11 protein-coding genes are annotated in these 12,327 nt (G+C 43.4%); all 11 read right to left on the reverse strand.

Annotated elements, in window-relative coordinates:
- Window positions 1-11: 11 nt before the first annotated feature.
- The 11 genes from pepV to trxB all read right to left on the reverse strand — a co-directional run bounded on the left by pepV (window position 12) and on the right by trxB (window position 12,248).
- Window positions 12-1,415 carry a dipeptidase PepV gene (gene pepV / locus ACYQ3Q_RS02105; RefSeq protein ID WP_459927012.1) on the reverse strand — a complete coding sequence of 468 codons (1,404 nt, stop codon included), beginning with the start codon at window positions 1,413-1,415 and terminating at the stop codon, window positions 12-14.
- Between the two features lie 169 nt (window positions 1,416-1,584).
- Entirely contained in the window at window positions 1,585-3,591 is a 2,007-nt protein-coding gene (locus ACYQ3Q_RS02110; RefSeq protein ID WP_459927013.1) for a penicillin-binding protein, read from the reverse strand.
- A 354-nt stretch (window positions 3,592-3,945) separates the two neighbouring features.
- A complete protein-coding gene (locus ACYQ3Q_RS02115; protein ID WP_459927014.1) occupies window positions 3,946-4,887 on the reverse strand; it encodes a rhomboid family intramembrane serine protease in 942 nt (313 codons plus the stop codon).
- 16 nt (window positions 4,888-4,903) lie between these two features.
- Window positions 4,904-5,647 (reverse strand): nickel pincer cofactor biosynthesis protein LarC, encoded by a 744-nt coding sequence (gene larC, locus ACYQ3Q_RS02120; RefSeq protein ID WP_459927015.1) that lies wholly within the window; start codon window positions 5,645-5,647, stop codon window positions 4,904-4,906.
- Between the two features lie 18 nt (window positions 5,648-5,665).
- Window positions 5,666-6,421 (reverse strand): nickel pincer cofactor biosynthesis protein LarB, encoded by a 756-nt coding sequence (gene larB, locus ACYQ3Q_RS02125; protein WP_459927016.1) that lies wholly within the window; start codon window positions 6,419-6,421, stop codon window positions 5,666-5,668.
- Complete coding sequence (gene larE / locus ACYQ3Q_RS02130) at window positions 6,418-7,245, reverse strand: ATP-dependent sacrificial sulfur transferase LarE (RefSeq protein ID WP_459927017.1); 828 nt, start codon at window positions 7,243-7,245, stop codon at window positions 6,418-6,420. Before larE ends, larB begins: the two co-directional genes overlap by 4 nt.
- A gap of 184 nt (window positions 7,246-7,429) precedes the next feature.
- A complete protein-coding gene (locus tag ACYQ3Q_RS02135; RefSeq protein WP_034142187.1) occupies window positions 7,430-7,711 on the reverse strand; it encodes a ferredoxin family protein in 282 nt (93 codons plus the stop codon).
- The gene (locus ACYQ3Q_RS02140; RefSeq protein WP_459927018.1) at window positions 7,708-9,000 is read right to left on the reverse strand and encodes an FAD-dependent oxidoreductase; all 1,293 of its coding nucleotides are present in this window, start codon (window positions 8,998-9,000) and stop codon (window positions 7,708-7,710) included. Before ACYQ3Q_RS02140 ends, ACYQ3Q_RS02135 begins: the two co-directional genes overlap by 4 nt.
- A gap of 12 nt (window positions 9,001-9,012) precedes the next feature.
- A complete protein-coding gene (locus ACYQ3Q_RS02145) occupies window positions 9,013-10,350 on the reverse strand; it encodes an FAD-binding protein (RefSeq protein WP_459927019.1) in 1,338 nt (445 codons plus the stop codon).
- Window positions 10,350-11,183 (reverse strand): electron transfer flavoprotein subunit beta/FixA family protein, encoded by an 834-nt coding sequence (locus tag ACYQ3Q_RS02150; protein WP_459927020.1) that lies wholly within the window; start codon window positions 11,181-11,183, stop codon window positions 10,350-10,352. The genes ACYQ3Q_RS02145 and ACYQ3Q_RS02150 overlap by 1 nt, the downstream gene beginning before the upstream one ends.
- A 147-nt stretch (window positions 11,184-11,330) precedes the next feature.
- On the reverse strand, window positions 11,331-12,248 hold the full coding sequence (gene trxB, locus ACYQ3Q_RS02155; RefSeq protein WP_459927021.1) for a thioredoxin-disulfide reductase: 918 nt from the start codon (window positions 12,246-12,248) through the stop codon (window positions 11,331-11,333).
- Window positions 12,249-12,327: the final 79 nt, after the last annotated feature.

The following is a 12,327-nucleotide window of genomic DNA, read 5'->3' on the forward strand; positions in this document are numbered from 1 at the left end:
TTATCAGAGATCTATCGATTCTCAGGATCAGCCGCTAAATTAAGAATTGCTTGCGCATAGACTTTAGTCGTTAAAAGGAGACTATCGATCGAAATATATTCATCAGGACAATGAATCACTTCAGGTTCACCTGGAAAAAGGGGACCAAAGGCAACCCCTTGAGGGAGCGCTTTTGCATAGGTTCCACCACCAATGGCAAAGGCAAAGGGTTCGAGACCCGTTACATCCGCATATGCTTTGAGCAGTGATTGAACCAAAGCACTCTCTTTGGGAACATGATGTGCTTCTTGGTGGTTTAAAACTTTGATTATTAGTTGCTCATTCTCAGCAATTTTTGCAATCGGAAGAAAAACGTCGTCCCGCTTAAAAGTAACTGGATAACGAATATCGATGACATAACGTGTCTCGTCTGATGATAATTCAAAAACGCCTAGATTGAGGGATAATTTGCCAGAGGGTTCATCACTCAGAGTAATACCAAAACCCTCTCCTGCAGAGCCTGTGCCAGGGTATTTCAAGACATTATCTAGAGAGCGTTTTTCTTCTGAGTTTAGTGGTAATGTCTTAAGAAACTGCAAGGCATAAACAACGGCATTCTTACCATTTTGCGGAAGACTACCATGGGCTCCGACTCCTTTAAAGGAGAGCTTAATCTCCTGATCCGTTGCTTGACTATCGATTATTCCACTAACCCCTTCAGGAAATGAGAAACTTTTCAGCAAGTTTTCAACCACTTCATTCGATAGTTCCTTTAAGGTTACTTCACAAAGATCTGGGACAACATTAGCCCGTTCCCCACCTTGTATGCGTACTAAATGAGGAAAAACAGTTGAATGAGATTGACTTAACTCCAGATGAAGAATCCCCTTTTCGGCATGAATTAAAGGGAATTCTGCATCGGGCGCAAATCCTATTTTGGGTACCTCTTCCTTTTTAAGATAATAATCCATATCCGCCCAGCCAGACTCTTCATCCGTACCTAAGATCAAACGCACTCTCATATTTAAAGGAATTCCAGCATCTTTTATAGCTTTCATGGCAAAAAGTGCTGCTAGAGTTGGTCCTTTATCATCTAAGGCGCCTCGACCATAAATTTTCCCAGCGTTTATGGTCGCACCATAGGGAGGGACAGACCATCCATCCCCTTCTGGAACAACATCAAGATGGCCTAAAATCCCTAAAAGTTCCCCCTCGCCCATTTCAATATGACCTGCGTATCCGTCAACATTTTTGATAGTAAAGCCAAATTTTCCTCCTAAGGCAAGGGTCCATTCTAACGCCTCTTGAATTCCAGGCCCGAATGGAGCACCTGGAGCAGCATGCTCAACATCTTTAACACTCTTAATCTGGATACAGGTCTGTATGGCAGAGATTAAGTCCTCTTTGATTAAATCAATAGTTTGGTTCAGACGCATCGTTTATTCCTCCATGATTTCTTATTCACTTTCAAGTCGCCACTGCTTATTAATGAGTGTTGTATGTTCAGCTTTAGCTGAACGTACAACACTCACAACTCATCCTAGGTTGCCCCGATTTAAGATAATGTAGCATAAGATCAAAGTCCGAGATTGGAAACGTTAAGGGCTACTGAGATAAGGGAGAAAACTTGACATTGATTGTTGTCCCCTTAGTAACAACTTTTCCTGCTTGTGGTGATTGTTGTTGGACTAAGCCGCTCCCAGTAAAGTTAAAATGAAGCTCTGACTTTGCTAATGTTTCTCCAACCTGGCGCATTGTCATACCTAATAACTCTGGAATTATAACCTCCCCCTCAACAGGCGTTCGTTCTGGGATTACGGGTTGGGGTGTGGGTCTAACAGCAGTATCGTTGGGTGAGATGGTAACCGTACTCTGTGTATCATTAGCTACGGGTAAACCATAATACTGTAAAGCTCCCTCAATAATCCCTTTTGCTCTAGGTCCTGCTAAGGTTCCCCCTTGATGTCCCTCTTCCGTTCTTGGGGTATCAATTATAATTAAGACTGCAATTTTGGGATCTTCTGCGGGAGCATAGGCTGCAAATGTTGCAATATAATCTGTGCTAGAATATTCCCCTGTTTTTGGATCTACTTTCTGAGCAGTTCCTGTTTTCCCCGCTACATTGACACCAGGAATTTTGGCCAGTTGGCCAGTTCCATCATTAACGACTTCTTTGAGGATCTGTGTCATTTGTAAAGCAGTCGATTTCGAGATTACCTGGCGTACGGGATAAGGTTTTTGTTGTTTAAGGAGTTGTCCATCGGGATTCGTGATTTTGTCAACAACATATGGGCGATAGAGAGTACCCCCATTGGCAACTGCAGAAATTGCAGACAGTAATTGGATCGGCGTAACTGAATTGGCTTGTCCAAAGGACATCGTTGCAATGTCGATTTCTCGAATTTTATCTTGTGGAAGGAGTAATCCCGTTTCTTCTCCGGAAATATCGACCCCTGTTTTGGATCCGAAACCAAAGGCTTTTAGATAAGTATTAAACGACTCTTTACCCAACTTCCTTCCAACCTGAGCGAGTACAACATTCGATGACAGTTTCATCCCTTCCGAAAACGTGACGTTACCGTGTGGTTTCTGATCTGAGTCCCAGTTTGTAATTCGTCGAGGTGGAATGTTTAGGTAGCCCGGATCTTCAAAGGTTTCATTCAGATTAATAATTCCTTCTTCCAAACCAGCTGCTCCAGTAATAATTTTAAACGTTGATCCTGGCTCGTAGGACATACTAATCGCTAAGTTTCGACGGATTTCTGGTGTCACTTTATCATAATCAGTTGGATCAAAGGAGGGGCGAGATCCCATGCCTAATAAACGCCCAGTCATCGGGTCCATAGCTAAAATCGTTACACTATTGGCTTTGGTTGATTGATATGCTTGATCAAGTTCTTGTTCAATAAAATATTGAATGGTTGAATCAATGGTTAAAGAAATTGAGTTTCCATGGCTTGACGGTGCGCTTTGATGGAGAGTATCTTGTATAAAACTGGCTTTAGTATCCCGCTCTTGGGATTGGAAGCCAGGTTTACCAAACAACTCCTTATCATAAAAGTATTCGACTCCTTCTACCCCATGCCCCTCACGATTTACAATCCCAAGTGTTGAAGCCGCAAACATCCCCATGGGATAGATACGCCTTTCTTCTTCATTTTGACCCACCCCTGGGATTTTTAGAGCCATAATTTGCTCAGCTTTCTGAATATCCACCTGATGGGCCAAACTAATCCACGCCAAATCTTTATTCAGTTTATCAAGAATGGCCTTAGAATCAATTTCTAAGATAGTTCCTAGTTTTTTAGAAATCTCTTCTTTTGTGCTTTTTAATTGTCCTTTGCTGATCAAATCACTTAAGATTTTAGGATCTGCGTAAATTTCTTTGACTGGAATACTTTGAGCTAAAACATTGCCCTGAGCATCATAAATAGTCCCTCTATCCGGCGGTAGACTTTGATCGGTTGTTCGACGCTCGATTCCTTTAGCCTTGAGGTCTGGCGCTTGAACAACTTGTAATAATACGAGCCGACCCAAAACAAGTAGGATCCCCATTAACAACACTACTTGAACCCATCGATCTCGAGAAAAATACTTCGTACGGTTGCTCATTTTCCAAACTGCGTCCCTTCTTTATCCACTTTGAAGACTTCCACTACTATAAAGGTGGAGTTCTATGTTCTTCACTCTCCTAGCTTTATTATAGCATCTAACCACGTCGTTCCTAGTCCTATCTATAAAGAATATATTACAAAGCTTAAGCGCCAGACGAGCAATTCTTTATACTTTAATTAAGAAAGAGAACTCACGTTTTCTTAACTAACGATGGCATTTTTAAAAGCCACCTTGCTAAGAAACCGCAAGCTCTTGACTGTATTTTGTCCCCTCAGAGTGGAATAATACATCAATTAAGAGAGGTATATTTTTGAAACTTTGGAACACTTAAGCCAATCTAGATTACACTCTTTAAATAGATCTAGTTAGTAAAATACTAATCATGGTTCCCATTAAAAGTCCACCTAAATGAGCAAAATTGTCAATCCCAGGCACGATAAATCCAAACGCAATATTCACTAATATGACAATGACAAGATTCACTCCTAAGCCAGACTTCCAGAGATTAGGTCGTTTGTAACTATAATAAAGTAATGCCCCAAGCAGACCGAAAATTGCCCCTGACGCCCCCGCTGAAAGCGCAGGAGAAAATATAAAACTGGCAACTGAACCCCCTAGACCTGCGCAGAGATAGATCAAGAAATAGTTCCGATGCCCAAAAATCTCCTCTGCCAAGGACCCTAATGCCCTTAAAGCATATAAGTTAAAGAATAGGTGCATGACCCCAATATGTATAAACATACTAGTTATTAGCCGCCAAACTTCCCCCTCTTGGATAAGGGTGTTCACTTTAGCTCCGAAGGCAATCAGGACGCGTTGCTCAGTTGAACCCCCAGCAAGGGTCATCAGTCCAAAAACAATAAGATTAACGACTAAAAAAGCATAAGTAAAAAATGGCATAAAGCGCTTCTCAGCATGGATTACTTGTTCCAAATACAAAGGCTTACCACTGGCAAGTTGCCTAATCCAGCGGGGAACTATTGGGTCCTCTGAGGGAGGAAACGGAAAAAGGTTCCCGTATGGAGTATCCCAATACCAAAGCTGAAGATTGGGGAAACGGTGTTGCTTCAAAAGCGAAGAGTCGATCCCTTGGGGGCAAATAACTAGGACATCGAATTTGGGAAAATCAGCAAATCTCTGAATCCACGGCTGAAAATCATCCGGGAGTTCACTATAATCACCCAGGAAAAGTCCCCGCCGTAACGACTCATGAGTCGCGCATACCCAATTTCTTTCTAGAGAATGAATTTCCCAGCCTGATTGAACGAGATTGTTGATGACGAGTTCCAACATATTAACACCTCTAGTCTTAAATCTCTCCTAAAACCCCGCGTAGCAAACTAGGAATGCCATAATCATTTTTCCCCGATCCATACCCTATGTTAAGCAAGGTCATTTCTGGAAAGCTAGATTGTTGAGCTAAGGCCCTTATGAGAGCAGCACCCGTCGGTGTAATCAATTCTCCTGTGATCCCTGATTCTTGGAATTTGAAGCCGCGTAAAAGTAAGAGTGTAGCCGGGGCGGGTAAAGGTAATGTTCCATGGGCACAATGCACAAAACCATGTGACCAGGGGAGTGTGGAGACTCGTATCATTTCAATATGTAACTGATCTAAAGCGATACAGGTCCCTATAATATCAACCAAGGAGTCGACTGCACCTACTTCATGAAAATGAACCTTTTCGATGGTTGTCCCGTGAACAAGCGCTTCAGCTTCAGCCAAAACATTAAAGACCTGAAGAGCATTTTTTCGAGCGCGTTCAGACAATGATCCACTATGGATCATTGTTTGAATGTCACCGAGATGGCGTTTATGTTTGTGTTGATGTTTATGTTCGCCGTGATTTTCTGGTAGGTCTTCTAAGACAACATCAATGTCTGTAGCTTGAATACCGTGGACTTGGCGAGAACTTACCTTAAGTATAAATTCCGTTAATCCGATGGAGTGAAGTTGATTCACAATCTCTTTCGAATCTGCCCCTAAAGCAAGCAATGATCCGAGGGCCATATCACCGCTGATTCCAGCAAACGTATCCCAATATAAAACTTTCAAGTCCTTGTTCCTCCTCAATTATCTCGATATTCGTCGTACAATGGCAGATGCTAAGGAGGCTGCCCCAAAGCCGTTGTCAATATTAACAACTCCGATTCCCGAGGCGCAGCTATTTAGCATACTGAGTAAGGCTGCTAAGCCTTGAAAGTGGGCACCATATCCTACGCTGGTCGGTACTGCGATCACAGGCTGCTCCACTAATCCACCGACCACACTGGCCAAGGCCCCTTCCATTCCTGCCACGACAATTAATACTTCTGCACGTTCCATCAGCTCACGCTGCCCAAGCAAACGGTGTATACCCGCTACACCCACGTCAAATAATGTATCTACTTCGTGCCCCATATAGCGAGCTGTCAGATATGCCTCTTGTGCCACAGGCAAATCTGCGGTACCAGCCGTCATAATAAGAATCCTGCCTGGAATAGTCGGTTCAGCTAAAGGGCGAAGCAGAAGACAGCGTGCCAGGGGATCATAATGAGCATTCGGAAAATGGAGCAAAATCTTGTCGGCACTATTCTGTTCTAAACGAGTTGCCAAGACATTTTGAGACTTAGCACCTAAGTGCGTCAAAATGGCTATGATTTGATCAGGCTGTTTTCCCTGACAGAAAATTACCTCAGATTGTCCCGTACGCAAGGCACGATGATGATCTAAGCGTGCAAATCCTAAATTTTCATAAGGAAGATCCTTTAATTGACGTAATGCCTCGTCAGGGGAACATGCACCCTGCTGAACAGATTCGAGTAATGCCTTTAACGTCTCTTCTTTCATTGTAAATCCTCCGCTTGGTTGGGGTTCAAGCTGCCTGAACGCAGACCCATCAAATCTAATGTGACATATCGAAAGCCTAATTTTAAGAATGGGGTCGTAATATCTGCTAGTTCCTGTAACAGCTTAAAGAACTCACTAACTGGAATCTCAATCCGGGCAATATCACCATGCACCCTAACCCTGTATTCAAGATAGCCTTTCTGATGAAGAATCCCCTCAGCTTGCGCAATTCGTTGAAGAAGACTTGTTGTGATTTTATCTCCATAGGGGACTCTCGAGGCCAGACAAGCCATAGAGGGCTTGTTCCAGGTCGGTAAATTCCTACGTCGCGATAAAACCCTGATTTCAGCTTTTGTTAGACCTACTTCCAGTAACGGGCTAATAATATTTAACTCCTGAAGAGCAATCCGACCAGGGCGAAAATCTTGGGCGTCAGAAGCATTCGTACCCTCAATAATTGTAGCGCATCCAAATTGTTCTCCGAAAATCCGGAAGGTCTCGAAGAGTTTCTTCTTGCAGAAATAACATCGATCCTTGGGGTTATCTCTGAACTCCTTGAGCGAGAGAATATCGGTGTCGATGACCGAAACAGGAAATTCAAAATCTCGAATAAGAGCCAAAGCTTCTTTTTCTTCCTGAGAAGAAATCATCGCCCCACGCGCAAAGACGGCCTGACAGTTTTTATTCAAAACCTCTCGAGCGATTGCCAATAGATACGTTGAATCCACACCTCCGGAAAAAGCAACCATGACGCTATTGAGAGATTTTATACGATCAATCAGTTGTAATTCTTTGTTATGAGCTTCTTCAAGTGTTGTGTCCATTATCTTAATTCATCCATCCCTTCCTATTCCTACCCCTCTATTCTACCTATTCGATAAATGACTGTAAAGCTCAGAAATTCTTAACGATTACTGTAATGCAATATAATTAAAAGAGCAGGGAGGCTAACAAACCCCACTGCTCTTCTTTTTCGTTGGATAATCACTCAAAAATAATAATCAACGATCACCCGTTTTTCCAAGATACGCCAAAGCCGCCTCTAGGGTATTTCCAGTCAATATTACCAAATGGACAGCCGATGAGACAGGTTCCGCACTCCAGGCATCCTTCGTACCCTACAGCAATACGTTTTTCCTCTTCATCCCAATCATAAACATGGGCCGGGCAAAACCGTGTACAAGGTTTATCTTGACACTGCTTTAAGCATACATTAGGATCAACGATCTTAATGTGACATAATTTATCAGTATTAAACCGCACTAAAAAAAGTTTATCATCTAATTTCATAACAGCGCCCTCCATGCCCCATAGATATCCTTAATTAAACCGCCTTTGGAACGCTTTTCGAAGGCCATCTTGATAATTTCTTTTTGGCGCTCTTTCTTAGGTGTCCCATCCGCTGTTAAATACATCTTTACAGCTTGGGAAAATAACTTCGGATAGACTTTCAAGAGGTGAGTATTTTCCTCAAAGAATTTGCCCATATGTCGATAATGGTGAAGGTCTTTAAGAACGAAGGAATCACGCAAGCGTGTTTCATAGACTGTCATGGCTTGATCACTAACATCCCCAGTTTTAATAGCTTGAGCAGCAACTTCTCCGGCAATCTTACCTGAGATCATGGCTAGATTCGAACCTTCACGGTTTAACGAATTCATCAGCATTGCCGTATCCCCTACCACAAGGACTCCCTGACGATGGAGCCTAGGAACTTGAGTATATCCACCTTCAGGTATAAGGTGAGACAAGTATTCCTTAGTTTCGCCACCTTGAAGAAGACGTCTAACATAAGGTTTAGATTTCAGATTCTCGAGCAGATCATTGGGAGTCCAGTTATTTCGAATTAGGGGTTGTAAAATGGTTCCAACTCCGATTGAGATAGACTCTTTATTGGTATAAATAAAGCCTACTCCCATCATTCCGGCCGTTGAATCCCCATATAATTCTATCGTAGCTCCTTGTCCTTCCTCAAGACAGAAGCGATCTTCAATCTTCTCTTTAGGTAAGGCGATAACTTCCTTGACTGTTACTGCCACTGATTCTGGTTTTAAAGGCTTAGCAAGGCCTGCTTTTACTGCTAAGAAGTTATTTACCCCTTCCGCAATAATCACTACTTTTGCTCCTAAATCCCCTTCAGCGCGTCCAGTACGAACCCCAACCACATCGTCGCCTTTGTATAAAAGATCTTCAACAATCGTTTCTGGAATAATCATGACTCCTGCTTTTTCAGCTTGTTGCGCTAGCCAACGATCAAATTTCACTCTAAAAACAGAATGCGCATTATAGGGTTCACTAGCCCAGGCAGGGTCTCGATATCCCGCTAAGATCGACTCATCGCCGCTTAACATGGCAATTCGTTGTTCTATGATCGGACGCTCTAAAGGTGCCTCTTTCCAAAAATCAGGCACAATTTGGTTGGTTGCTTTTGTGTAAAGGATACCGCCCATTACGTTTTTCGTTCCTGGATAATCTCCACGTTCAATTACGACTGTCTTCATGCCAGCCTGAGCAGCACTGAGCGCGGCAGACAGGCCAGCAGGACCGCCTCCAACGACGATCACATCAAAGTTTTCCATGTTTGCCCCTCCTTAATTTGCCACGCCGTGCTGAAGGCGTTTCTTGAATTCAGCAGTTAGTGCCGGTACTATTTGGAAAAGATCGCCAACAATACCATAATTGGCTACTTTTAGAATTGAAGCCTCGGGGTCATTGTTGATGGCAATAATGAAGTCAGAGGTTTCCATCCCGACTAGATGTTGAATTGCCCCTGAAATTCCTATGGCGATATAGACTTTTGGGCGAACCGTAACCCCTGATTGCCCGACTTGTTGATCATGAGTCAGCCAGCCTGCCTCCACTGCTCCACGTGAACCAGCAATGGTAGCCCCTAAGACCTCTGCAAATTCTTCGGCAAGTACCATGTTCCTTTTAGCTGCTAGACCTAGACCAACTGCAACAATGATTTCGGCCTTATCCAAGAAAGCACTCTTTGCGTCTGAGGAGATAAACTCCAGGACTTTTGTCCGAATATTAGTTTCATCAAAAAGAATTTCCTCATGAATGAGTTCACCTTCACGACCATCAACACGCTCAGGCATTGCCATAACTCTTGGGCGAACCGTCGCCATTTGTGGTCGGCTGGTACGACAGAGAATCGTAGCCATTATATTTCCCCCAAAGGCGGGACGGGTCTGTTGAAGGAGTTTCGTCTCTGGGTCAATACCAAGAACTGTACAGTCCGCAGTTAATCCAGTTTGCACTCTAGTAGCTATAGCGGGAAATACATCTCGCCCCATAGAAGTGGCACCCATTAAAATAATCTCAGGTTGATATTTTGTAACCAGACTCGTTATTGCTTCAGCATAAGGCTCCGTACGGTAATCTTTAAGCACAGGATGATCAACCACATAAACTCTCTCAGCACCATAAGCAAAGGCTTCAGGAATCACACTATCTACTTGATAACCGGTAATCACTCCACTGAGTCCACATCCGATGGCATCGGCGAGCTTGCGCCCTTCTCCTAACAGTTCCCAGGATACTGGAGCTACTTTCCCATTGGTATATTCAATAATTACCCAAACTCCACTCCAGACATCTCCGCCGGCAACCGGGACAACTTGGTCGGGAATCGTCTTCTTTTGGTTGTCTTGGGCATAATCTTTCACGGTATCCGGGAGCGGATCCTTCAAATCAAATCTGGCACCCGCTTCAGGATCAAGAGCTTGTATAGGTTTATTGGCTTGATCAGGAAGATTAAGTGCTAGAGCATTTGTCGGGCAGACTAGAACGCACTTCCCGTTATTATCACATATTTTCGGATTAACGACGGCGATTCCATCAATGAGGTCAAGAGCTTCGATGGGACACTCCACGATACATGCCCCACACCCAATACATTTTGAATTGTCAACGGCGACGGTCATTAGTGCTTCCCTCCCTTCGCTAGGGGATTAACCATAATTATGTTTTGCTGAAATATCTTTTGAACAATCGATGCCGCAGTTCCGACAGGGTCTTTCGTACCGTCCATGATTTCTCCCCCACTGCGACCAGGCGGTGCAAAAATTCTTGAAACACTGGTCGGAGATCCTTTAAGACCCATTTGTTTAGTATCAAAGGACAGGGACTTGACATCCCAAACCTCGGGCTCATAGGCGGCAGCTTTCATCATATTTGGTAAGCTGGCGTAGCGTAAGTCATTAAGCTCTTTTTCAACCGTAATTAGGGCAGGTAGCTGAGCTTGAACAACTTGACGACCACTCTCAGTCTTGCGTTCTACAGTGACCGTCGTTTCTGTAAGTTCTCGTATTCTTATGGCATACGTCAATTGAGGGAAACCTAAGCGCTGAGCAATTCCAGGACCTGTTTGAGCAGTGTCACCATCGATTGCCTCTTTTCCCGCAAAGACGAGATCAATCGGATCGATTTCCTGGATCTTCTGCAAGGCGGTTGAAATGATATAAGCCGTCGCTAAGGAGTCAGAGCCTCCAAAAGCACGGTCGCTCAGCAAAATCGCTCGATCAGCCCCAAAAGTCATGGCTTTTTTAAGAGCTTCTTTAGCTTGAGGAGGACCCATACTAACGATGGTTACTTTACCGCCAACCTTTTCCTTAAGGCGAATGGCCTCTTCCAAGCCATGCGCATCATAGGGGTTAATAATCGATGGCACGCCCTCGCGCATGAGGGTATTGGTAATAGGATCAATCCGAACCTCGGATGTATCCGGAACTTGCTTAAGGCAGACCACAAAGTGCACGAAAAACCCCTCCATATTCCATCTTGATTTCAAATAGTGAAACAATTAAATATATTTAATCCTATTACATAGCAGCCTAAATATCAAGGCTAATTTCGACATTTTTTTCGTGATTTCAAAATAGTTTTTTCAAAAATGCCTGAAGGACTAATTATCCTTTTCAGAGAGATACTTTTCTACTTCAACTGCAGCCAAAGCACCGTCCCCAACAGCGGTCGCTACTTGACGCAGTGGTGTATTACGAATATCTCCCGCAGCATATACCCCTGCTATATTGGTTTGTAAGCGATGATCGGTAAGAATATATCCTCGATCATCTGTCTCAATTTCCCCATTAATAAATTGAGCATTAGGATCTGTTCCCACATAAATAAAAACGCCATCAGCACGAATTTCTCGTTGAGCGCCACTTAGCACATCTAGAATCCGCACGCCCTCTACATGATTCGAGCCAAGGATTTCCTCAATCTTAGCATTAAGTTCAAAACGAATTTTTGGGTTTTCTTTAGCTCGGTTCATGGCAATCTGAGAAGCACGGAAGCCTGTGCGACGATGGACAATAATCACCTCATCCGCAAACTTGGTAAGATATGTCCCTTCTTCAATCGCTGCATCTCCACCGCCTACAACAACAACTGTTTTTCCTTTAAAAAAGGCCCCGTCACATGTAGCGCAATAGGAAACGCCCCCCCCACGGAAAACATCCTCACCTGGCACACCCAACAGACGTGGTTTAGAGCCTGCAGTGATAATTACAGAACGAGCTTCAAGGACTTGAGCATTGGTATGAACTTTTTTTATACTTTCTTTAAGATCGAGTTTTTGAACTTCTTCAAAAATAAATTCAACCCCAAACGACAAGGCTTGCTTATGAAATAAATTCATAAGCTCATACCCATTAATTCCATCTGGAAATCCTGGATAGTTCTCAATGTTTTCCGTAGAAGCTGCTTGACCGCCTGGCATAGCCAATTCCACAATAGCTATTTTAAGGCCCCCTCTTGCAGCATAAATTCCAGCAGTAAGCCCTGCCGGGCCAGCACCAACAATTATAACGTCATACATGACTTGCAACTCCTTTTTAATCTATTATAGTCTTCTGCATACCCCTAATGGGTATTATAGTAATTATACCATATCTTAT

The organism is Desulfosporosinus burensis (assembly GCF_054657535.1).